This window comes from Chitinophagales bacterium (genome assembly GCA_017303835.1).
Lineage (GTDB): Bacteria > Bacteroidota > Bacteroidia > Chitinophagales > Chitinophagaceae > JAFLBI01.
This window is the reverse complement of the sequence record JAFLBI010000001.1, coordinates 1,792,034-1,816,351: the sequence shown is the minus strand read 5'-3', so window position 1 is coordinate 1,816,351 and position 24,318 is coordinate 1,792,034. Positions and strand designations below refer to the sequence as shown.

At 42.1% G+C, this 24,318-nt stretch carries 19 protein-coding genes; 12 read left to right on the top strand and 7 right to left on the bottom strand.

What is annotated here, in order from left to right:
- The first annotated feature begins 38 nt into the window (after nucleotides 1-38).
- The 3 genes from J0L83_08335 (at nucleotide 39) to J0L83_08325 (ending at nucleotide 4,827) form a co-directional block, all read left to right on the top strand.
- Complete coding sequence (locus tag J0L83_08335) at nucleotides 39-2,855, top strand: TonB-dependent receptor (GenBank protein ID MBN8664565.1); 2,817 nt, start codon at nucleotides 39-41, stop codon at nucleotides 2,853-2,855.
- Between the two features lie 78 nt (nucleotides 2,856-2,933).
- On the top strand, nucleotides 2,934-4,298 hold the full coding sequence (locus J0L83_08330) for a hypothetical protein (protein ID MBN8664564.1): 1,365 nt from the start codon (nucleotides 2,934-2,936) through the stop codon (nucleotides 4,296-4,298).
- A 70-nt stretch (nucleotides 4,299-4,368) separates the two neighbouring features.
- Nucleotides 4,369-4,827, top strand: a complete 459-nt coding sequence (locus J0L83_08325; GenBank protein ID MBN8664563.1) for a hypothetical protein — start codon at nucleotides 4,369-4,371, stop codon at nucleotides 4,825-4,827.
- A gap of 224 nt (nucleotides 4,828-5,051) precedes the next feature.
- Here the strand turns inward: J0L83_08325 and J0L83_08320 are convergent, their stop codons facing one another.
- Both J0L83_08320 and J0L83_08315 read right to left on the bottom strand, forming a co-directional pair.
- On the bottom strand, nucleotides 5,052-6,107 hold the full coding sequence (locus tag J0L83_08320) for a sensor histidine kinase (GenBank protein ID MBN8664562.1): 1,056 nt from the start codon (nucleotides 6,105-6,107) through the stop codon (nucleotides 5,052-5,054).
- Nucleotides 6,108-6,154: 47 nt separating this feature from the next.
- Nucleotides 6,155-6,841 carry a response regulator transcription factor gene (locus J0L83_08315; GenBank protein MBN8664561.1) on the bottom strand — a complete coding sequence of 229 codons (687 nt, stop codon included), beginning with the start codon at nucleotides 6,839-6,841 and terminating at the stop codon, nucleotides 6,155-6,157.
- A 103-nt stretch (nucleotides 6,842-6,944) separates the two neighbouring features.
- On the opposite strand from J0L83_08315, the gene J0L83_08310 reads away from it, so the two are divergent.
- Nucleotides 6,945-9,137 (top strand): hypothetical protein, encoded by a 2,193-nt coding sequence (locus tag J0L83_08310; protein MBN8664560.1) that lies wholly within the window; start codon nucleotides 6,945-6,947, stop codon nucleotides 9,135-9,137.
- On the opposite strand, the gene J0L83_08305 is transcribed toward J0L83_08310, so the two are convergent.
- Entirely contained in the window at nucleotides 9,128-9,769 is a 642-nt protein-coding gene (locus J0L83_08305; protein ID MBN8664559.1) for an MBL fold metallo-hydrolase, read from the bottom strand. The two genes, J0L83_08310 and J0L83_08305, sit on opposite strands and share 10 nt — an antisense overlap.
- A gap of 126 nt (nucleotides 9,770-9,895) precedes the next feature.
- On the opposite strand from J0L83_08305, the gene J0L83_08300 reads away from it, so the two are divergent.
- Together J0L83_08300 and J0L83_08295 are read left to right on the top strand one after the other, a co-directional pair.
- Entirely contained in the window at nucleotides 9,896-13,282 is a 3,387-nt protein-coding gene (locus J0L83_08300) for a hypothetical protein (GenBank protein ID MBN8664558.1), read from the top strand.
- Nucleotides 13,283-13,375: 93 nt separating this feature from the next.
- Complete coding sequence (locus J0L83_08295) at nucleotides 13,376-15,865, top strand: carboxypeptidase-like regulatory domain-containing protein (GenBank protein MBN8664557.1); 2,490 nt, start codon at nucleotides 13,376-13,378, stop codon at nucleotides 15,863-15,865.
- On the opposite strand, the gene J0L83_08290 is transcribed toward J0L83_08295, so the two are convergent.
- Nucleotides 15,866-16,648, bottom strand: coding sequence for a TerC family protein (locus tag J0L83_08290; protein ID MBN8664556.1), 783 nt, complete (start codon nucleotides 16,646-16,648; stop codon nucleotides 15,866-15,868).
- 41 nt (nucleotides 16,649-16,689) lie between these two features.
- Entirely contained in the window at nucleotides 16,690-17,727 is a 1,038-nt protein-coding gene (locus J0L83_08285) for a quinone-dependent dihydroorotate dehydrogenase (protein MBN8664555.1), read from the bottom strand.
- 97 nt (nucleotides 17,728-17,824) lie between these two features.
- Between J0L83_08285 and J0L83_08280 the strand changes: the two genes are divergently transcribed.
- From J0L83_08280 to J0L83_08265, 4 genes are all read left to right on the top strand, one after another.
- Nucleotides 17,825-19,000: an acetyl-CoA C-acyltransferase gene (locus J0L83_08280; protein ID MBN8664554.1), complete on the top strand. Its 1,176-nt coding sequence runs from the start codon at nucleotides 17,825-17,827 to the stop codon at nucleotides 18,998-19,000.
- 90 nt (nucleotides 19,001-19,090) lie between these two features.
- Nucleotides 19,091-19,723 carry a hypothetical protein gene (locus tag J0L83_08275; protein ID MBN8664553.1) on the top strand — a complete coding sequence of 211 codons (633 nt, stop codon included), beginning with the start codon at nucleotides 19,091-19,093 and terminating at the stop codon, nucleotides 19,721-19,723.
- Nucleotides 19,724-19,929: 206 nt separating this feature from the next.
- Complete coding sequence (locus tag J0L83_08270) at nucleotides 19,930-20,853, top strand: zeta toxin family protein (protein MBN8664552.1); 924 nt, start codon at nucleotides 19,930-19,932, stop codon at nucleotides 20,851-20,853.
- Nucleotides 20,850-21,161 (top strand): hypothetical protein, encoded by a 312-nt coding sequence (locus J0L83_08265; protein ID MBN8664551.1) that lies wholly within the window; start codon nucleotides 20,850-20,852, stop codon nucleotides 21,159-21,161. The genes J0L83_08270 and J0L83_08265 overlap by 4 nt, the downstream gene beginning before the upstream one ends.
- Before the next feature lie 164 nt (nucleotides 21,162-21,325).
- Here J0L83_08265 and J0L83_08260 read toward each other — a convergent pair whose 3' ends face one another.
- A complete protein-coding gene (locus tag J0L83_08260; protein MBN8664550.1) occupies nucleotides 21,326-21,994 on the bottom strand; it encodes a hypothetical protein in 669 nt (222 codons plus the stop codon).
- Between the two features lie 63 nt (nucleotides 21,995-22,057).
- Here J0L83_08260 and J0L83_08255 point away from each other — a divergent pair, with 63 nt between their 5' ends.
- Both J0L83_08255 and J0L83_08250 read left to right on the top strand, forming a co-directional pair.
- Entirely contained in the window at nucleotides 22,058-23,059 is a 1,002-nt protein-coding gene (locus J0L83_08255; protein MBN8664549.1) for a zinc-binding dehydrogenase, read from the top strand.
- 65 nt (nucleotides 23,060-23,124) lie between these two features.
- Nucleotides 23,125-23,955, top strand: a complete 831-nt coding sequence (locus tag J0L83_08250) for a universal stress protein (protein MBN8664548.1) — start codon at nucleotides 23,125-23,127, stop codon at nucleotides 23,953-23,955.
- 34 nt (nucleotides 23,956-23,989) lie between these two features.
- Here J0L83_08250 and J0L83_08245 read toward each other — a convergent pair whose 3' ends face one another.
- Complete coding sequence (locus J0L83_08245) at nucleotides 23,990-24,229, bottom strand: hypothetical protein (GenBank protein MBN8664547.1); 240 nt, start codon at nucleotides 24,227-24,229, stop codon at nucleotides 23,990-23,992.
- Nucleotides 24,230-24,318: the final 89 nt, after the last annotated feature.

Below are 24,318 nucleotides of genomic sequence, written 5' to 3'. Positions count from 1 at the left end.
CATGCCGGATAGTTTTGCCGAATCAAAACGCCCCGCTCATGTTGAGGAAAATACAAGCACCTATTAAGTATTTGATTATCATATGCTTAACTCTTCCAACGGTCATTTTCGGACAGTCAGTTGGAACGCTAACCGGTAAAATCACCAATGCTGCCAACAATGAAGTTCTGGTAGGCGTGGTCATCAGCGGTGAAAAAGGCAATTTCCGTACTTCAGATGTTGAAGGTAGGTTTTCTGCCAAGCTGGCTCCCGGCACTTACAAACTTCGTTTTGCCTATACTGGTTTTAAGACAAAGAATATCTCAGATGTGGTGATTGAGGCCGGTAAAACGACCGAACTCAATATTGTATTGGAGGAAGCAGCTTCTAATTTGACTGAAGTAGTGGTATCTGCCAATTCAGCTCGCAGAGAAACAGCGGCTTCATTGCTGAGTATTCAGAAAAGCAATATCAGCGTTTCTGATGGTATTTCTTCAGAGATCATCAAAAAGTCTCCTGATAATAATGTGGGTGAAGTATTAAAGCGTGTAACAGGCACCAGTGTGCAGGATGATAAATATGTTATTGTACGTGGCTTGAACGACCGTTACAATGTTGCTACCATCAATGGTGCGGTAATGCCCAGCACTGAGCCTGATAGAAGAACGTTTTCTTTTGATGTGGTTCCTTCAAATATGATCGACAATGTGCTGATCAATAAAACGGCTACGCCTGATATGCCTGGTGAATTTTCCGGTGGTATTATACAGGTAACAACAAAAGATATCCCTTTCAAGAACAGTTTTGGTATTGGTATGGGTTTATCCTATAATACCATTTCAACAGGTAAGGATTTCAATATCGGTTATATGGGTTCCATGGATTTCCTGGGGTTTGATGATGGTTCCAGAAAGTTTCCTACTAAGTTCCCTTCAACATCAAGATGGCGTGTTTCCAGCAGGGATCAGCAGATTGGTTATTCAAGGCTGATGAACAATACTTATGGCGATCGTTATGATGGAGCAGCTTTTCCTGCAAGTAATTTACAATTGAACTGGGCACAGAAATTCAATACGGATAATGGTGCCACTTTCGGAATTCTGGCTTCTGTTACTTATCGCAATAGCCAGACGATTCAGTACACAAAGCGTAATCAGTACAACGATATTACCAGCACCAATAACTACTTATTTGATTATAACGACTCATCCTACGCTTTTACCAGCAGTATTGGTGGTTTACTGAACCTGGGATATAAAAAAGGGAAGTCTAAAATAGTTTTCAAGAACCTCTTTAACCGCGTGTTTGAAAATACGAACACACTGCGTGAGGGAAGCAACTTTAATGACCTTCAGTACATTAATAAGGGACAGATCAGCATCGTGATGCAGAAGTCCATCATCAGTTCTCAGCTAGAGGGCGAACATAGTGTAGGTGCTAAGAATAGTAAGTTGAAGTGGAACCTTAACTACACATTTACGCAGAAAGATCAGCCTGATTATAAATCATTACCTTATCAGAAAAGTTTATCACAAATCAATGATAAGTCTGTATTACCTACAGTGGCCTTAAGAAATACATACAGATTCTGGAGTACCTTGAATGAGCACACTTTTGGAGGTAAGCTCGATTACAATACCCAGCTGAATTTCCTTAGTCCTAAAGCGCAGTTTAAAGCGGGTACTTTGGCGCAGTACAAAACACGTGAATTTGATGCAAGAGCTTTTCGTTACGAACAAGCAGGTCCTGTATTCAATACATCATTATTATCTGCTAAACCCGAGAAAGTATTCAGTGATGCCTATATGTACAACGAAGGCTTCTACTTGAATGAAATTACCAACAACACAGACCGTTACGATGCCAACTCTATGCTGACTGGTTCTTATGCCATGCTGGAGAATAAATGGAATCAATTGAAAATGATCTGGGGTGTTCGTGTAGAAACATTTAACTATGAAGTGAATACTGGCAACGTAAGCGGTACACGTGAAGTGATTAAAAAAGATTATCTGGATATCCTTCCTTCACTGAACTTGATTTACAGCCTGAACCAGAAAAACAATATTCGTTTCTCAGCTTCGAGAACTGTATCTCGTCCTGATTTCAGAGAAGTAGCGAATTTCTCTTACTTCGATTTTGTGCGTGCAGCAATCATTCGCGGTAACTCAAAACTGGAACGTAGTCAGAACACCAACGTCGATTTACGTTTCGAAACTTATCCTTCTTCAGGTGAAATCTTCTCTGTATCTGCATTCTTCAAGCATTTCCAGAATCCTATCGAACAGCAGATGTCTGGTGAATCAACTTTTGAATATCAGGTAATCACCTTCTTTAATCCTGCATTTGCATACACCTATGGTCTGGAGTTGGATTTGCGCAAGAAATTATCATTCCTGGGTGAAGGTAGATTCTTAGAGAACACTGTATTCAGCGCCAACGCCGCACTGATGCAATCACGAGTTGATTTGAATGAGGCTGGCAGCTGGGATAAAGACAGACCCATGCAAGGACAGTCGCCTTACCTCATAAACTTCGGCTTCACTTATGCTGATCCAGTTACAGACTGGGGTGGAACAATCTTATTCAACAGAATTGGACACAGAATTGAGACAGTAGGTAAGAATGATATTCCAGACGTGTATGAGAATGGCAGAAGCATTCTGGATTTCCAATTGTCTAAGAAAGTATTACGCAAGCAGGGTGAAATAAAACTGAATATTGGTAATATCCTGAACGCCAAGCAGATTTTCTATAACAACGTGCAAGGTCAGCAGACTAAGCGCGCTTACAATGCAAGCACAGACCGTATTCAATGGTCGAATGTTTTTGGTACAACTTTCGGTCTTTCTTTCAACTACAATTTCGGCCGCTAGGGCTTAACAATTCAATAATCTTCGCTTAACAAAGCCATCATATCTGATGGCTTTTTTTGCATCACTAAAATTACTGTTATGAATTTCCAGAAAAAAGCATTTCAGCTTTTCACCTTAGTTGCTTCAACGGTTATCGTGATGAGCAGCTGTTCCAGCAAGAATGAAGATGATACTGTGGTTGTTCCACCTTCAGTAGATACGGTGGTTACAGGTACATTGTCTGCAAACAAAACTTTGACTTCTGACAGAACCTGGATCTTGAAAGGTTATGTATATGTGCCAAATGGTATTACCCTGACAATTCAGCCTGGTACAACCATTAAGAGTGACATTAGCCAGAAAGGTGCATTGATTGTTGAGCGTGGTGGTAAGCTTGAAGCTGCGGGTACTGTAGATCGTCCAATTGTATTTACTTCTGGTAAAGCAGCTGGTTCAAGAGAGCCTGGCGACTGGGGTGGTATTATCCTGTTGGGTAATGCGCGTACCAACCGTTCTACGCCTCCGGTAATTGAAGGTGGTGTTGACCGTGTATACGGCGGTACAAACGATGCGGATAATTCTGGCACACTGAGATATGTACGTATTGAGTATGCTGGTATCGCGGCTTTCCCTGGTTCTGAGATCAATGGTCTTACACTGGGTGGTGTAGGTAGTGGTACTACTATCGAGTATGTACAGGTTTCTTATGGTAACGATGATGCATTTGAATTTTTCGGTGGTACAGTAAATGCTAAATACCTGGTTGCTGCTTATACAGCCGATGATGATTTCGATTTCGACTTTGGTTACAGAGGTAACCTGCAATATGGTGTTGCTTTGAGAGACCCAGCTTTTGTTGATGCTGGTGATGCAGGTAATGGTGTTGAGTGTGATAACGATGGTACTGGTACTACTGCATCTCCTTTCACAGAGCCAGTTATCTCTAACTTCACTTGGGTTGGTCCAAACAACGCTTCAGGTACAGCTGCAAACCACAACTTCGGTATGCGTTGGAGAAGAGCAACTAAGTTCCGCGTATTCAACTCTATCATGATGGGTTGGCAGAAAGGTGGTTTCTCTGTAGAAAGTATGGGTACTGCTGACTCACTGAAGTCTGGTAGCACTCGTTTCAGATACAACCTGGTACATGCTGTTGCGGATCCATTCCGTCGTGGTTCTGATGCTACAGCCGCTTTTGCTGCTAACGCTGATGTAGAAACACTGTTGACTAATACTACAAACGCTAACGTAAAGTATGCAAGTGCAAATGATATCAATCTGACTGCACCTTTCAACCTTACAGCGCCTAATCTGCTGCCTAACACAGGTTCACCTGCTTTGACTGGTGCTAATTTCACTGACCTGTCAGGTAATAGCTTCTTTACTTCAACTACATTCCGTGGTGCTTTCGGTACTACTAACTGGATGCAGGGTTGGACAAGATTCTATACTAAGGGTAACTAATTTTACCGCAATACTATTCAGCCACTGCTTAACTTGCAGTGGCTTTTTTATGTTCAAAAATTCAAGAGTTATGCGCGTAATTTTTCTTTTGTTGACAATCATTGCAATAGCTTGCCAAAACGCACCTGCAGAGCAACCAACTGTGCAAGAGATTAAAAAGACGGTAGCTGATACAGTGCTGGTGCCGGAGAAACTGCAGGAAACAGATAGCATACAGCTGGTCTATTATCCAGAGCCTGGAAATCAAAAATATAACAGAGACCTCGCCATTACTGATACCGCTTTCATTCGGGAACTCACCAGCAATTTTCGCACAGGAGCCAGTACAGACGCGGCTTGCCAGATGGATACCAGATTGTTCTGTTTTGATAAAGATGGTAACCTGATTAAAACTGTTTACGCAGCTACAAAAGGAGATTGCAATTTCATTGCTTTTACAGGAAATGGCGGAGTTAATTATTATTATCCAATCAGTGAAGCCACTTTAGCCTTTATTCGTCAGTCGCAAAAAAGCTTTAAACTGGATTAATATAAACTTAATGATATGCTCACATGCGGGTAATAAACGACCAACATATTTGCATGGTTAGCAAGTAGTGCATTCATAGCAGTTTATTTTCTCAACACACCGGCCTTCATTTTCATGAGGGCTTTTTTTTAAGGTAAAAGTGAAAAGTCAAAAGCAAAAAGTTAAGTCAAAAGCAAAAAGTGAGAAGCAGCAAGTTGTAATTGAGGATGATTAGCCATTCATGCTCAAACCTCTCGCTTGGTTTCTAGGGTAAATCCAACGGTAGTGCCTACATCCAGCTTACTGCGAATATGAATGGTTTGTCCGTGCGCTTCAATGATGTGCTTACAGATAGCCAGACCAAGTCCCGTACCGCCTACATCACGGCTGCGGCCTCTGTCGGTTCTATAGAAACGCTCGAATACCCTGGTAATATGTTCATCGGCAATACCAATGCCATCATCACTGATCTCAATCAGTACATGTCTGCCATCTGTTTGGTAGATACTGGCCACAATGCTTCCGCCTTCTTTACCATACTTGGTTGCATTTTGAACAAGATTGATCACAACCTGTCTGATCTTTTCCTTATCTGCGAATACATGAATTGCAGGCAACTCACAACCTTTCTTAATCTCGCAGCGAATCTTTTTTCTTTCCGTTTTAATGGATAAGCTTTCGAAAACATCTTTAACTAAATCCTGAATAACGAATTTCTCTTTGTTCAGTGGTTGTTCTCCACTTTCCAGTCGGGTAATTTCATCCAGGTCTTTCACTAAGTTCACCATGCGTACCACATTACTGGAAGCTTTTTCCAGAAAGCGCTTTTGTATTTCAGGATTGTGCATGGCGCCTTCCAGCAGGGTGTCTATATAGCTCTGAATAGCGAAAATGGGTGTTTTAAATTCATGCGCCAGATTTTGTAAGAACTCTCTTCTGTACTGTTCATTGTTTCTGAGCACTTCTATCTCTGCGCTTTTTTGTTCGGCCCATTTCTCTACATCTTCTCTTACCTCATCAATACCTTTCTGTGGTAAGATATACTTATAATAAGTCTCTTCTCTTTTACTGGCTTTGGTTTGATAAATGAACTTATAAATGAGCTTAATCTTTCTGTAAATGAAAGATTCCAGTACAAAATGAATCAGGTAATAGCTGCCAATAAAGTTTAGCAAAAGTGCAATAAGTCCATACCACCATTTCTGTTCTACAATTGCCAGCGCAAAGCCTACGGGCAATGATATGATCAAAGCAGTTAAGGCTGAAAGTTGCTGCGGAGAAAGGTTTTTGTTTTTAAACATGGTGTTAGACAAATCTACACAGCTAAAGGCAGAAACCCATAGAAGATTTACAGCTCAAACTTGTAGCCAACACCTTTAACAGTGGTAATGCAGTCAACGCCCATTTTCTGGCGAATCTTGCGGATGTGTACATCGATGGTTCTGTCGCCAACGATTACATCAGTGCCCCAAACCTGAGATAAAATTTCATTGCGAAGAAAAACCCTGCCTGGTTTGGAAGCCAGTAAGTACAATAGTTCGAATTCTTTCTTAGCTAGTATAATTTCTTCAGTTGCTGTATTCACTAAGAATCTTGCAGGGTCAATTGTAAATCCGCCGATAACGATACTTTTTCCTTCTTCCTTGTCTACTCTTCTGAAGAGTGCGTTAACGCGGCTGATCAGTACTCTCGGACTGATGGGCTTGCTGATATAATCATCAGCACCTGTTTCTAAACCCTTGATGTGCGAACTTTCATCATTCAGGGCGGTTAGAAAAATGATCAAGGTTTTTTTGAAAGCTTCCTGGCTGCGAAGAATTTGGCAAACTTCCACACCTGTTTTACCCGGCATCATAACATCCAGGATAATCAGATCCGGATTGTGCTCCTTTGCTTTGTCAATCGCCTCACTTCCATTCTTAGCCGTGATCACCTCATAATCTTCCACAGCTGTGTTGGCAAGATTGTAACTGATGATCTCAAGAATATCCGGCTCGTCGTCTGCAATTAATATCTTCTTCCTTTTTGGTGCCATGTTAACACAATCTTAGCACAAATTTAATTTGATGGCGCAATCTGCCATCATAAATGGATTATCTAATTGTTAAGAAGAAAGGGATTGCCATTACATTTGCAAAGTGTCTGTCATTGTTCGATATGGTGCTATTCTACTGGCTTTCATCTTGTTTCATACAAGTGTTTCGGCGCAATTGTGGCGCCAGCTACCCACAATCCCCATACAACGTGCCACATTTCATCAGTATATCGAAGATGCCCGATTGGCCTTGTTGAAAGCAGACAAACGAAATGATTCCCTCTTTTCCCCAACAAGAAATGAAGAGCTGAATGCGCAGTTGAATTATTCCTTGAGCAGGTATTTGCATAACCTTAGAGCTATTGTAGAAACAGATACCAGTATAACAGACAATCAGCGGTTTATGTGGCTGAGAGGCATCCGGGATTTGCTGGAACGCTTCACCACAGCATACAAGTCTGGAGCTATCATGGGCAGCCTCTTGCAGGAAACATTAGAAGGATATGAGCAGGCCATGTTGCTCACACTTCAGCAAAAATCAATTGCACCAGTGATTGATGCCTATGATGTGGAAGTAGGTAATCTTATCATGCAAAACTTTGCATTGCAATCATTGGAGGATAAAGCATTACTGAATGAACGATTGCTTTTGAAAAGTTGTGAGCGCTATCCAGACAGAATATTGAAATTTTTAAGCAGGACGCCCGAAGCCAGTATGGCAGATAGCTTACTGATGGAAGCAGCTAAAAGATCACCGGAAGATTTATACAATTATGCAGCAGCATCAGATCTTTTGGGTAAAAGAATTCAAACGAGTAAGGAGCCATTGATTAAAACAATTTCGGCATTCTCTGCAATGAAAAGCGGCAGACTCTTTTTCCCTTTTCTGGATCAGGTGATGAATGGCAAATTGTCAATCGAGCGCATTGAAGCTGCTGTAAAAGACAGTATCGCTTATTACAAATTATTGGTGCAAACCAAGATTGATTATGCGGAGAGAATGCGCCGTGCAGATACACCACTGGCTGTGCAAGCTTTGGATACCTGGCTGGAGCGAAAAGCTACCGAAGACTTTATTGCAGACATCAACGCCTTGCATGATGAAAGAAATCCAGCTATTCGTTTTCGCAAACTGGATAAACTCAATCATACCGAGTTGTACTATCTCGCAGTTGCAGGCGAGAAAGAGATGTACACATCCTCATTTGTAGAAGGTATTTATCCGCGCATCTTTCAACGAATGCTGATACCAAGAGCAGATAGTTTGTTAAGCAATGTTGCATTTGATTTTTACAGACGTTTTATTCGCATTTGTGCAGCATACAATACACTGGATGATTTCTTACGAAGAATGGATAGATCCTATGCCCGTGATTTGATGCGCAGTTTTGCAACAGGATTAGAGAAGAGCCGCTCTTTGGAAGATGCCGTAGATGTAGCGGATGCTTATGCAAGTATTAAAGATGCTGAAATCCGGAATCTAGTATTGGCGCAAGTGGGAGCCAACAGGGCTTTTGCTGAAAAGAAAAGACAACAGCGTGGTGCTACCATTTATCGTTTGCTCGAAAACATATTTCTCTCGCTGGATACCACCAAGCATATTGATCTTACTGCTGCTTTGGGTATACCGCCGGTTTTTAATATGCCGGTTGATAATTTGAAAGACACTGCAGGCAGAGTGGTGATGCATCAGTTCTTTTATGGCGATAAGGATGGTCCGGTTATCTTCAATGCCTTCCTCAATAGTTTCCGAAATCCTAATTGGCGTATTGAGCTGAAGCCTGAGTGGGTGGAAGTATCCAGTGTAAAAGGTGTTCCGGTGATCATTTATGCAAACCGGCCATTAGATGAGTTGCAAGACTTAGATGCACAAGCTCAGCAAAACCTGATTGCTTTTTTAGAGTACAATGATCTGCAACCTGCAGTAACCATACATCGTGGACATAGTTACAATGTTTCTGCCACCATTGAAAATTTAATGCCCAGCTCCAAAGTGGTTTTATTGGGTAGTTGTGGTGGCTACCAGCGTTTAAGTGAAGTGCTGGATATCTGTCCCAACGCGCATATCATCGCATCAAAACAAATTGGTGCAGGCGTAGTGAATCAGATGCTGATCACTGCTATTGCTGAGCAAATACGTCAGGATAAAGATCTCTATTGGCCACAATTATGGGCACAGTTAGAGAAACGATTTGTGGGTCAGACCAGAGAGCGTTTTGAAGATTATATCCCTCCTCAGAAAAACCTTGGTGCCATCTTTATCATGGCTTATCAGAAAGCTTTGCTTCAGCCCTGAATAAAAGGGTTATGTGTTTTCTCATGCCCGATGCGGGTTGGCATTCCATGTCCGTTATAGACGATGGTTTCATCTGGCAGGGTATATAATTTTTTGCGGATGCTGTTCAGCAAAGTTTCATAATCACCTCCGGGCAAATCTGTTCTTCCAATACTTTCCCTGAAGAGTACATCGCCGCAGATAATGAAGTTTTGTTCGGCACAATAAAAGCAGATACTGCCCGGAGAGTGGCCCGGCGCTTCCAGTACCTGTAATACATCCTGACCAAGTTTGATGGTATCGCCTTCGCGCAGAAAATGCAGCGGCCCTTGGTAGTTCTCAAAAGGTAACCCCCATTTCTGGCCAGACGTAGGGGCGTACTCCAGCACTTTTTGCTCATTGGGGTGTATGTGCAATTCCAACCCAAAGGTTTTGGCTACCCATTTATTGCCAAAAACATGGTCTAAATGACAATGTGTATTGAGCAGTTGTACCGGGGTGAGTGATTTGTCTGTACAAAACTGCTGTAATTGCTCTTGCTCGGCACCAAAATAGCAGCCCGGGTCAATAATCAGCGCCTCACCGGTTTCATTATACACTACGTAAGTATTCTCCTGAATCGGACTGAACACAAACACCTTCACTTGCAGCATAATGTTAATTTTACAGGCTTTAAAGGTAAATACCTAACTTTAAAATCAACCATATGATGCCTTAGGCAGCGATTTATCTGCCGGTATCATCATGAAGTAATACAATGTAACCGGGATATGGATTTGATCAAAAGAATATTGTTGTTGTTTGTTGTACTGGTAGGCTTGGGTGCAGGTGTGGAAGCTCAGGTAAATACAGTGGAGTTTGGCAAAAGCAGGGTGCAGCATAAAAAACTAAAGTGGAAATTTTATCAATCTCCCAACTTTAACACTTATGTAGCACAAAATGGAACCGAGCTGGGCAAGTTTGCTGCACAAGTAGCAGAAGAAGAATTGAGCTCACTGGAAAATACGATTGAATACTCACTTCAGCGAAGAGCCAATATCATCATTTATAACGATTACAATGATTATAAAGCCAGCAATGTTGGCTTGGGTGTTGATTGGCAAAGTGCAGGCGGACTCACCAAATTGGTGAACAACAAACTGGTGATTTATTTCGATGGTAACCACAGTAATTTAAAGCGTCAGATCAGAGAGGGTATTGCACGTGTCTTAACCGATAATATGCTCTTTGGTGATGATATTGGTGAGTTTGCCAGTAACCAGGCTTTGCTTGATCTGCCCAAATGGTTAACGGATGGCTATGTAGCCTATAATGCAGAAAACTGGAGCACAGCCAAGGATGATGAACTCAAGAGTGCGATTCTCGGTGGCAGTTACAATACGTTCTATCAGTTTGCATTTGAAAAGCCTTTGCTGGCTGGTCATTCTTTCTGGCATTTCATGGCAGAGCGCTACAAGCCTGAAAGCGTATCGTATTTTCTGTATCTCGCCAGAATGTATAAGAACCTCAATGCAGCATCTCAGCGTATTACCAAAAAGCGTTTCAAAGAAGTATTGGCTGAGTTTATGGAATATCAGAGCGAGAAGTATTCAAGAGATATTCGCCAAAGACGTAATCAACCAAAGGGGCAGGTAGTGGTGTCTGAAGATGTGAGCAAGAATGAATACGTACGTTTCCAGGTAAATCCCAACCCACGCAATGGCTCTTATGCTGTGGTAGAATTCAAGAAAGGCATTTATCGTATCAACCTCTACTATAATAGTTACGATGCCAAAGTATTGTACAAGTATGGTGTAAGAACCAACTTGGGCGATATCAATCCCAATTACCCCATCATGGCATGGGATGGAAAAGGACAAAGACTCTTGGTGATTTACAAAGAGGGCAAGCGCCTGAAGATGTTTGTGTACGATGTGATTGCCAAGTACAAACGCTACAAGCAGGATTTGCCGGAAGAGTTGGATCAGATTACCGATGCAAGCTTTATGCTTGATGCGAATACCATCGTGATGAGTGCCGTGAAGAATGGACACACAGATATCTTCACCTATAAAATTGAAGAGCAAAAGCTTACCCAGATTACAGATGATGTGTACGATGATCTGGACCCAACATTTGTTTCTTTCGCAGATCGCTCAGGCATTATTTACGCTTCAAACAGACCATCATCAGATGCTGTGAACAGTGATACGGTTTTGCCAAGCAGAAATCGTTTCAATATTTTTCTGGTAGATGCACTTAATACAAGTAAGCAAAGACAAATCACCAAGCTTACGGATGCCAAACTGGGTAATGCACGCTATCCCATGCAATACAATACCACACACTTCACTTTTGTGTCGGATGAAAATGGTATTGGCAACAGATGGGCCGGATTTTTCTCTACCAAACGTAATGGAGTAGATACCCTCTTCTTTGTTGGAGAAGATATGCTGCGTAATCCGGGTATTAAGGAACTGGACTCAACATTGAATGCCTGGCAGAAGCAAGAGCCGGATAGTATTGGCTATGTACAGGTGTTCAAGGATTCTACTTATACATTCCCACTAACCAATTATCAAAGCTCTTTGCTGGAAACACGTATAGCAGGTAATAATGGTCAAGTGAGTGAATTGCGCAGAGAAGGCGACCTGAAGTTTCTCTACAAGCTGAGAGTGGATGAGCAAGTGTTGGACAGAAGAAATGTGAATGCCAGACCAACAGATTTTATGAAGCGTCAGATGGATGCGAAAAGAGCTGCTGAGGGCAAGGCGATAAACTATAATGCAAACGCATTAAACAATACAAATAAAGACACGAAGAAGGATGCCGTGTTTCAATCAGAGTTTGAAGAAGAAAATGAAGACAGTCTTGCTGCAGCCAATCGCGTGAACCCGGAACAAAAACTGGCTTCGGTCTTAACCAAGACAAAGTTGTTCAACTACCGAATGAAATTTAGCGCAGACTATATTCTGAGTGGATTTACGAATAATGTGCTGATCAACCGTTATCAGGCTTATGGCGGCGGCTCCGGCCCAATACAATTGAATAATGGTAATGACTTCAACTGGACATTCCGCGTTGGTGTTAGCGATTTGATGGAAGACGTCAAGTTTGTTGGTGGTCTGCGCTTTGGTTTTGATCTGCGCGATAAAGATGTGTTCCTTTCTTATCAGAATTACCGCAAGCGTTTGGATTGGGGCTTTACTTATTACCGCAGTAATGTGACCAATTTCGCCGGTTTCTTCCAAGGTGCATTATCACAGTACAGCTCCATGCTGTTTACCAATATTTATCAGGGTAATATCAGCTATCCTTTCAATGAAACAAAGAGTCTTCGTGTAACAGCAGGTTTAAGAACAGATCGTGGTGTAATCAGGCCAATGAATAATGCCATTGGCGCACCTGATCAATTTGGTCTTTCCACAAAAGATAGTGTTTCTAAATACGGCTTGGCAAGAATTGAATATGTACATGATAACAGCATCAACCCAACCATGAATATCTGGAACGGATTGCGCTGGAAAGTGTATTTGGATGTAAATATGCCGGTAGGTGAGAAAACCTCTGCCAAGGGAAGAAGTACGTTCAACTTAGGATTTGATGGCAGATACTACCACAAGATCTATCGCAATTTTATCTGGGCAGGTCGTGCTGCTGCTGATATCTCCTGGGGCGGCAGAAAAATCATCTATTACCTCGGCGGTGTGGATGGTTGGTTAGGCCCTAAGTTCAATAATCAAAACAGACCAGCACCTGATCAGGAATATGCATTCCAATCATTAGCAGTGAACATGCGTGGCTATCAGCAGAACGTTGCCAATGGTAACAATGCATTTGTGATCAACAGCGAATTCAGACTGCCTATTATTACTACTTTCTTCAACAGACCCATCAATAATGCCTTCCTGCGTAACCTGCAATTGATTCAGTTCATTGATCTTGGTACTGCATGGAACGGTAAATACAATGGCATTAAGCGTCCGGGTGAAGTGGTGTCTACACCAGGTTCACCAATTGTGGTACGCTTGGATGCGGGCGGACTCGGTCCTTTTGCCGGTGGTTATGGTTTTGGTTTGCGTAGCACACTCCTCGGTTATTTCATGAAAGTGGATGCAGCCTGGCCAATGAAGGGTGTTTTCAAAGGATCACCTGTTTGGTATTTTGCTTTGGGACTTGATTTCTAAGTCGCTGGCAGTTTCCGAAAAGTTTCACCAAATTTTATCACTGCTTGTGATGAAAGGAAGCAGCACTGTGCTGCCCGGGGTTATCTTTGTAACGTGCAAGCAACCAACAGAAGACTGATTGTCTTACTGGTTATGCTTTTATCCATCCTAAGCGCAAAAGCACAAACCGCATGGATTAAAGGCATAGTCAAAGACAAGCAGAGCGATGAACCCATACCCTTTGCCTCTGCTGTCTGCATCAGGCAGGGCATTGGTGCCCTGACAGATTCTTCAGGCAAATTTGCTTTTCAGGTTGCATCCATCAAAGTATTGGATACTGTTGAGATCAGGGCCATCGGCTATCAACCAGCACGTATTCCCTTTTCGTTAATCAAAGATTCTATTCCCTTTACTGTTTTAATTGAAGTGCTGCCACCATCAACCGAAGCCGTGGTGAAAGTGAAATACAACAGGGCTTTGTGGTTTTGGCGTAAAATCATGGCGAATAAATACAAGCATGATAAAAAGCGATGGGATAACCTGAGTTATGAAATTTACAATAAGCTGGAACTCGATATTGATAATGTGAACAAAGACAAGCTGAGTAAAAATCCACTGCTCAAACCACTCAATTTCGTTTTCAACTTTATTGATTCCACTTCAGATACCAAGCCAATCCTGCCCGTGTATATCACGGAGACATTGAGCGATTATTACTGGCAGAACAAACCCAGAAGAACACGAGAAGTCATCAAAGCCACCCAAACCAATGGATTGGAAAATGAAAGTTTTATCAAACAATTAGGCGGCACTTATCAAAACATCAATATCTACGATAACACCGTTCCTGTGTTTGATAAAACCTTTATCAGTCCGTTTCATGTAAACGCTGATAATTATTATCATTTTAAATTATTAGATACGCAATACCTAAATAAAAAACGGTTGGTGCATCTTTCATTCAGGCCCAAGCGCAAAGGTGAAGACACATTTGAAGGTGATGCATGGATAAACGATACCAGCTTCGCCGTACAAAAAATAACGCTTCGTCCGCAGTTGGATGCGAATATCAATTTCGTTACCGGCCTGAGCATGATTCAGGAATTTCGTTTGGTGCAAGATTCTGTGTGGTTTCTGTATAAAGACAAGTTTGTAGCCGATCTGGCCCCACTCGGCGAACAAAGACTGAGCTTCAAGGGTAGAAAAACAAGCACTTACCGCAATGTGATACTCAACGATAGTTTGATTGATCAAGAACTTGCGAAGAGTAAGCTCTCAGAAGACATTGTATTGGTAAGACCGGTTGACAATAAACCGGATTCTTTCTGGCAGCAAACCAGACATGAACCACTGAACAAAACAGAGCAGGCAGTCTATCAATTGTTGGATACCCTCATCCACAACCCCACTTATGTACGCTATAGAACCATCACAGAAGTGCTTACAACCGGCACTAAAGATGTGGGCAATATCCGCATTGGTCCCTGGTATTACTGGCTCACAGGTAATGTGTGGGAAGGAACAAGGCTTCGTTTTGATCTGGCTACCAACAGAGGCTTTAGTCATCACTGGCATATCAAAGGGTATGCAGCTTATGGTTTTCGCGATGCCATGTGGAAGGGTAGAGCTGAACTGAAATACTTGTTTAGCAGACAACCCTGGACCTATGTATCACTATCATATAAGTCTGATCTGGATAACGGACAAGTCTATTATGATCAGCTTGGCAGCGATAACCTTTTTGCTTTGTTTGCGAGAAAGCCGGGCGTGCCTTTCAAGTTTCAGCAGATCACAGAAAAGAAACTCAGCTTTTTTGCGGAGACCAATAAGGGATTTTCTTTCGGCCTTGATTTCAACAGTAAGTTCTTCAAGCCCTTGCTCAATTTACCGGAGAAGCAATTATTCCCTGTTGCCAATGGTGAACCACTGAATACATTTGAAGCAAGTCTCCGTTTGCGCTACGCTTATCAGGAACATACAATTGAAGACAATTTTGAGCGCATTAGTCTCGGCAGTGAATTGCCCATTGTGCAACTGAAACTCACCAAGGGTATTGCAGGTGTACTCAATAGCAGCTACGATTACCATAAGCTGGATTTCTCCTTAACGGAGTATACCAAGCTGGCGCCCTATGGCAGTTTGTACACCGTACTCTTTGCGGGCAAAACCTATGGCACATTACCGTATCAGCTATTGGATTTACAACCGGGTAATGAATGGCGTTATTACAGTCGCTACTCTTTCAACCTCATGAATCGTTTTGAATACCTCACCGATCGTTATGCCGGCTTTATGATAGAGCACAATATTGGCAGTGGTATTTTCCGTTTGCTATCGCCCACAAGAAAATTAAAACTCCGTCAGTTCTGGACATTGAAATCTGTGATTGGTGATTTGTCGCCCGCCAATCAGCAACTCAATTTCGTGGGCAATCATCCTTTCAAAACACTGGATGGAAAAATGTACACGGAGATTGGTACGGGTGTAGACAATATCTTCAAATTCTTCCGTGTAGATTTTGTGTGGCGATTGAACACAGGCTTGCAACCCAAAATCAATCAGGAGAAATTTGGTATCTTCTTTGGTTTCCGTGTAGCGTTTTGATTACTTGGTCTCTTCCACTTTTGGGCCCATCAGTTCCACCACTTTGGTTTGCTTCTTGCGCATGCGCATATTCAGCAGTTCCACACCAAAGGAGAAGGCCATGGCAAAATAGATATAACCCTTATCAATATGGCTGCCATGCAGGGGCTCAACACCTTCAAAGAATAAGCTGAAACCCACCATCAATAAGAAGGAGAGGGCCAACATTTTTAAAGTAGGATGCTTATGGATGAAATTCGAAATCCGTTCTGCAAACAAGAACATGATCACCATGGCAATGCTCACGGCAATCATCATGATCTCTACATGATTGGCCAAACCCACAGCGGTGATGATGCTATCGAATGAGAAGACCATGTCCACAATGATGATCTGTGCCATCACTGCACCAAAGGATGCGGCTTTGCTCTTGGATTCAAAACCAGGATCATCGCCTTCTAACTTGTGGTGAATTTCTTTTACGGTTTTATAGAGCAGGAACAGACCACCGGCCAACATGATACAGTTGCGCAGGTTGAATGCATAGTGAGCATCTTTCCAATCGAAACCAAACAATTCCTTATTGCCATTCTGTACCAACCAGCTTAATGCCATCAATAAAGCAATACGCACAGCAATACCTGCAAACATCCAGATGCGGCGGGCCTTGGCCTTGTCTTTGGCATCTTTGAGTTTGCCCATGATGATGGACACGAAGATGACATTATCAATGCCGAGTACAATTTCCAGAATAGCCAGGGTGAGTAAGCTAACGAATGCGTCTAATGTAAGCAGGTGCTCCATAAATTTCTTATTGTTTCAGTGATGCGATTATGAGTAGTTGTTTAGCGTAGTTCCTTACAAATATTTTTGGCGATGGCCGGGCCTTGGTACACAAAGCCTGTCCAAACCTGAATCAATGATGCGCCAAGATCCATTTTTTCCTGTGCATCTGCGCCGGTGAAAATTCCACCACTCGCTATAACAGGGGTGTTGCCCTCCAATCCTTTCACCAAGTATTGCAAAACTTCATTGCTCTTTTGTTGTACGGGCTTACCGCTGAGTCCGCCCATACCAATGGCTTCCACTGCTACGGGTGCTGTGCGCAATCCGGCTCTGCTGATGGTGGTATTGGTAGCCACCAAACCAGCGAGTTGCATGTCTTTGGTTAAGGCAATGATATCATCCAATTGTTCATTGGTTAAATCAGGAGCAATTTTCAGCAGCAAAGGTTTTGGTTTGGGTTTACCCTGATTGATTTGCTGCAGTTCACCGAAGATTTTTTCCAAAGCCGGTTTTTCTTGCAAGGCGCGCAGGCCGGGTGTGTTGGGACTGCTCACATTCACCACAAAATAATCGGCGGTGTCAAACAAGCGGTCGAAGCAAATCACATAATCCTTCCAGGCATCTTCGTTCTCGGTTACTTTATTCTTGCCAATATTACCGCCAACAATCATTTGGCTATTGGGGTGTTGTCTGCGCCAAGCTTCTAATCGGGCTTTCACTGCTTCCACACCATTGTTGTTAAAGCCCATGCGGTTAATCAGGGCCTTATCCGCCGGCAGGCGAAACAACCTGGGTTGCTCATTACCCGGCTGAGGTTTGGGTGTAACCGTACCAATTTCCACAAAGCCAAAACCCAAAGCTTCCAGTTCGCTCAGGTAGAGGGCGTTCTTATCAAAGCCGGCACCCAAACCAACGGGATTGGTAAACTTGAGCCCAAACACTTCTTTGGCCAGGTTTTGTTTGCGGTATTGATAGAGCCCGCTGATCAGGCTTTTGCCCGGGCCAAAATCGCAGACCCCGCGCAGCAGGTTCATAGAAAAATGGTGAACTGCTTCAGGATCAAAGCGGAACAGCAGGTTGCGGATTAAGGGGTACAACATGGCGCGAAGGTACAACAGCCCGGTTTGTGAAAATTGGTTGCATAAACAACTTTTATTGGTGAATTCCCCTACATTTGGAGAAAATCTGTTTGCCATGCAGGAAGCATATATCGTAGCTGGTTTCAGAACCGCAGTAGCCAAGAGCAAGCGCGGCGGTTTTCGTTTTGTACGCCCCGATGATCTGGCCATTGATGTGATCAAAGGTTTGTTGGCATCTGTGCCACAGCTAGATCCCAAGCGTGTGGATGATGTGATTGTGGGTAATGCCGTGCCCGAAGCAGAACAAGGTTTGCAGGTGGCAAGAATCATTGCTGCACGTGCGGTAGGTTTTGATGCACCGGGTGTAACCGTAAACCGTTATTGCGCCAGTGGTTTGGAAACCATTGCCATGGCCACTGCACGCATTCGTACCGGTATGGCAGATTGTATCATTGCCGGTGGTACAGAAAGCATGAGTCTGGTACCAACCGCAGGTTGGAAAACCGTACCTGCTTATAGCATTGCCAAAGATGAACCCGATTATTATTTGAGCATGGGCTTAACGGCTGAAGCAGTTGCCAAGGAATACAATGTAAACAGAGAAGACCAGGATCAGTTTGCGTATCAGAGTCACCAGAAAGCCAAAGCTGCTATTGAAGCCGGCCATTTTAAATCTGGTATTCTCCCCATTACCGTAGAAGAAACTTACTTGAACGAAAAGGGTAAGAAAGCCACACGTTCTTATGTGGTAGATACGGATGAAGGGGTACGTGCAGATACCACGGTAGAAGCATTGGCCAAGTTGAAGCCGGCATTTGCTGTGGGTGGCTGCGTGACTGCAGGCAATAGTTCTCAAACAAGTGATGGTTCTGCATTTGTGTTGGTGATGAGTGAGCGTATGGTGAATGAGTTGGGACTGAAGCCGATTGGCCGATTGGTGAATTGCGCTTCTGCCGGTGTGCACCCGCGCATCATGGGTATTGGTCCTGTGGCGGCGATACCCAAAGTATTGAAGCAAGCCAATATGAACCTGGGTGATATTGATTTGATTGAATTGAACGAAGCATTTGCTTCTCAGTCATTGGCAGTCATCCGCGAAGCGGGATTGAACCCGGATATTGTGAACATCAATGGTGGGGCGATAGCCTTAGGCCATCCATTGGGTTGTACCGGTGCCAAGCTCACCATTCAGATACTGAATGATATGAAGCGACTGAACAAAAAATACGGCATGGTTACAGCATGCGTTGGCGGCGGACAAGGCATTGCCGGAATTATTGAGAACTTGTAATAGACTTAAGATAGTTATTTAAAAAGCAGGCCAAGAGCCTGCTTTTTTCATCTCATAACTTTCCTATATTTTAGAGTTAGTCACTATTTTATGGAAACAAACAGTAGTATTGAGGAGTTATTGGAAAATCTTGATTTGCAAATAAAACTAATTACCCAATTAGGAAAAGAATGCTTGGAAATACCTCCAGGGTTTTACATGTTTGATATCTATACAATAGGAATCTTAAATCGATCTGTAAACATTATCAAAGGATTTTCAGATTTAATACGCAGTAAAAATTTTATAGCAGCGGCGCCATTAGTAAGAGTTCATGTTGATACATTATTAAGATTGTATGCACCGCAGTTGATTAATTTCAATGTCGATGAATTTGCTAAACTCGTTTTTTCTGGCACACCTGTTAGAAATATAAAAGATATATCAAATAAAAACTTAACTGATACATATCTAGTAAGTAAACTAAATCAAGTAAGTGGGTTTGACTGGGTTCAAAAAGTTTATGATACAGGAAACGCATTCATTCATTTTAGTGATCAAACTATATTTGCTTCTATGAAGCCACAGCAAACTGAAATGCATGTAAATTTTACAATTGGCTTACACGATAATTTTATCTCAGATAGTGAAAAACATGGTTCTGTATTTTGGATGAATAAAATAACAGAAGGTATCATCATTTTAACGAATGGTTGGGTCGATCAGAAAAAAAGCTACCTTTAAAATACTGTTAGCAAACGGCTTTGTTCAATTTGGTTTTTAAGTAATGAACAATCCAGCTTTGATAGGTTAATCAATATTTTTATTCTTACTTTAACCAATAAAGCCATAGTTTAGAATAAGGCTATGGAATATTTATTGCTGACCTTTGCAAAGCCCAGAATTTTATGCGCAAACTTAAAATAGTCTAAATTTATTTAACTTTAGATATGGCTAAAACAAGCAGACCACTTAACAATTTCGAACTTGTCGAACATTTTTTGGAAAATGCCTTAAATTATGATTTTGATATAGATGAAAAGTATGGAATTGTTCCAAAGATTGTTTCAACTGAACTTAATATTGAAAATTTCGATGAAACATTAATAAGTGTAAGTAGTAAATCTTATAGAATAGCAAAATACCGTAGCGCAAAAAGCAGACGAAAGCTTCGGGAAACAATTGTTTTAGAATTATTAACTCAAAAGCGGTTAGAAAAGGATGAGGATATTGAGCTTGGAAAAGGAGGAGCTTTTCCTTTAACAACAGTGCAAACTCAATTCAACGCATATATAATTACTGGGCTACCTGCCTCTGGTAAATCTGGAATATCCAATATAGTTGCAGATAAATATGGTGGTTATATACTCGACTCAGATTATGCGAAAAGGAAGTTGCCTGAATTCACTGCATTGCCATTTGGTGCAACGCTAGTTCACGAAGAATCAGATCGAATAGTTTTCGGTGAAAACAATCCTGCTAGATTTAAGTCTTTATTCGATTATTGTAAGGAAGTGGGTGCTAATATAATTCTACCCAAGATTGGGTCTAATTTTGATGGCTTACTAGGGCTTATCGAAATTTTGAAGAAAAGTAATTATAAAGTCCACTTGACATTAGTTGAATTAGATAGGGTTAAAGCAACAAAAAGGGCATTGACTAGATTTGATAAAACAGACAGATATGTTCCTTTAGGCTTAATTTTTGATACATATGCAAATAATCCTACAATCGCCTTCTACAAAGCCATAACACATAGGGCAGATCTGATAGAAAGTTACGGCATCATTAGTACAGACGTTAAGGAAGGTGAAGAGCCTAAATGTATTTTGAAAAGCAACACTAATAATCCAGCAAATTTATTTAAAGCATGAAAAAATTAATAATGTCATCAACTAAGAATATAGAAGTAAAATCAACTGAATACCCTATAATGTATTCTTACATTTACGAAAGAGAGCCACAAGATATTAAAAGACTGTACGAAAAGTTTAAAGACATATTACCCCAAAAAAAGATTGTAATAAAATCTAGAGTTATAACAGGTTACAAAATAGAAAATGGGATTCCTGTTCCTGTATATAAAAATATCAAACCAAAAGCGGCACCTAAGAAAGCGGCGCTAAAGAAAGTGGCACCTAAAAAAGCGGCGCTAAAGAAAGTGGCACCTAAAAAAGCTTAGTGAAAACTACATATAATATTACACAGACAAATGTCAAGTTTTGTACTTGGGCTACTACTGTAGGTTTTTTTGACTAGACTTCCCAGTATCAGCAGAGCTCTTTCAGCCCACGCAAATCCTTAGACGCTGTGGTAATCGTGCACGCAAGCCCAAGATGTTTTTCTTTATCTAATTACTGGTCTTCTTGTTTCTCTGAATATGTCTGCAATCATCACCATATTCGCTTTGGCAGCTTCTTCAATATCGCGCTTATTGGCTCTATAGCCCGGGCCTCTTGCCAATAAACCACTCATGACAGATCGTTCAGAGTGTGGTCTGCTAGCTTCTATTCTTTTGGGGTAAAATTGGTTATTGTGCCAGATGCTGACATCCGTTGTGCAATACACAGAGTACTGAGCTGTTTTACTTACAGAACCATCATTATTTCTTTCGCGGTTCACCGTTTCCTGATTAAAGCCCCCATCAAAACTGTTCACGAGTATCACCAATGCAGGTCCATAAGTTTGCTGCACTTCTTGCACAACAGTTTCCGGTGTTTTCACCGCATGTGTTGTGGTATCTACTACAACAGAAATGGACAAAGCATCTGCTAAGTATTTACTGCCTTCTTTGAAATAGAATTGCTTGATTTCCTGCAACACTTCTTCCCGCTGTTTGGTCATCACCAAACCTCTTGCTTGTATTTTGGCGAGATCAACTAGTACAATCTTTTCAGTATTCAGCGATAATTGTATTTCAGGTGGTTTTTTCTCCATCACCACTTGCACAGATTTGCAACTGTAGCTGCCTGCCACACAGAGCATCGTCATCAAAATCAGTTTCATCCCTTTCATACCATAAAACTACGCCGCAGCTAAGTAGAAAGCGCCTAGCTTTACACCAATAAAATTTGGTTTATGCGTGCGGTTATATGCGTGGATAAAGAGCAGGCACTATCGGTACAAGAAGCGCCTATGCCTCAGGCTGGTCCGGGTGAAGTAGTGGTAAAAATCAAAGCAGCAGCTTTCAATCACCGCGATTGGTGGATACAAAAAGGCATGTATGCCGGCTTGCGCTATCCCATCATTCTCGGTAGTGATGGTAGTGGTGTAGTGCACGCTGTGCATGATCATGCAGATAGTTTTTGGGTGGGTAAAGAAGTCATCATCAATCCAGGTATGCACTGGGGTAATGATCCTGCTTTTCATGCATCCACATTCAAGATCCTGGGTTTACCCGATGATGGCACGTTTGCAGAATATGTGAAAGTGCCTTCGAGTGCCTTGTATCCCAAACCGGCGTATCTATCGCATACTGCTGCGGCAGCCATCCCGCTTGCGGGATTAACCGGTTATCGTGCTTTGTTTACAAAAGGCCAGGTGAAAAAGGGAAGTAAGGTTTTGATCACCGGTATTGGTGGTGGTGTGGCTTTGATGGTCTTACAAATGGCGGTGGCTATTGGTGCAGAAGTATATGTCACCAGTTCCAGCGATGAGAAAATCAACAAAGCCATACAGTTGGGTGCCAAGATGGGCATCAACTATACCATCAGTGGTTGGCATAAATTGTTTCAAAGTGCTACTGATGGTTTTGATGTGATCATCGATAGTGCGGCAGGTGATGGATTCAAGCATTTTATCGACCTCGCCAAATTGGGTGGGCGCATTGTTTTCTTCGGTGGTACACAGGGGCCAATTACTACTTTAAACCCGCAAAAGATTTTCTGGAAACATTTACAGATTCTCGGTACTACGATGGGTACGCCAGATGAGTTTGCCGCCATGGTGCACTTATTCGAGCAACACAAAATTCAGCCGGTGATTGACGGTGTCTATCCGATGGATCAGGCAGAGCAAGCGATTCGTAAAATGGATACAGCCGCGCAGTTTGGCAAAATTGTGTTACAGATAGCAGATTGATATGACATTCGTCATAGGCAGGAGGCAGGGCTATTGGTAGCTTTAATGTGCTAAAATAGCTTGTCATGAAAACCATACTCGTTCCTACCGACTTCTCGCCCGTGGCGAAGAATGCGGCAGAATATGCTTTGGGCTTTGCCCGTCAGATCAGCGCAGATAAAATTGTCCTCTACCACGCATACCAACCATCTGCAGTTGGCGATCCGCTGCTGGCAGTAACCATTACCGATTTTGAAACCATGAAGAAAGCCGGTGAAGACGGCTTGGCTGCAGAAAGAGACAGATTATTGTCGCTTACATCAGCCAATATTGCTGTTGACTTGGTTTGCGAAATGCATTTCTTGGTTCAGGAGATTGATGAAATCTGTCAGCGTGTAGGTGCTAACTACATTGTTATGGGTATTACCGGTGGTGGCGCATTAGAAGAAACACTGATTGGTAGCAATACTTTGGCTGTATCAAAACATACCAAAGTGCCATTGATTATTGTACCTGCTAACGCGAAGTATCAGAACATTCATGAAGTGATGATGATGAGTGATCTGAAAGACATCGCTACTACTACACCTGAAGTGCCTTTACGTAAACTGCTGGATGATATTCAGCCAAAAGTGTATGTAATGAATTTCGATCCGGAGTTCAGGCGCAATACCGATGAGGGTAAAGTAGAAAGCATGTTGTTGGATAATATCATGCGCGATTATCCGCATGAATATGTATTCTCACTGCGTGAAGATTTTTCTGATGCCATCAATGAATTTGCAGTAGAACATGAAGTAGATATGGTCATCACCTTCCCTAAAAAGCATGGTTGGTTTGATGCTTTATTGCATCCTAGTCATACCAAGGAATTGGCTTTTCATTCTGAAGTGCCAGTAGTGGTGATGCACGGATAGTTTTGTTGAATTGAATCTTGTAAGAGGATCTGGTCTAAAAAGTGCCAAGGTCCTCTTTTTGTTTGTCCTGATAGCCAAACTCTTCTTGTTCGGCTAATTCAGGTCCGCCATAAATGCCATATTTCAAAATGGTGTAGACCATCCAAATCACCAGAGCAGGAGAGAAAACAAACATCCAGGCCAACACGCGTAATTCAGCACCTGATTGGTGTAAAATCACATAGACCAACAGATAAAGTGTAACAAGAATAGTGGCGATACGGTAATTGCGCATGAACGTCGCTTTTCATGCAATAACCATGTGCGTAATAGATTGTTTGGCCACACAAGCGGCAAAACACAAACAATTATTTCTACTATACT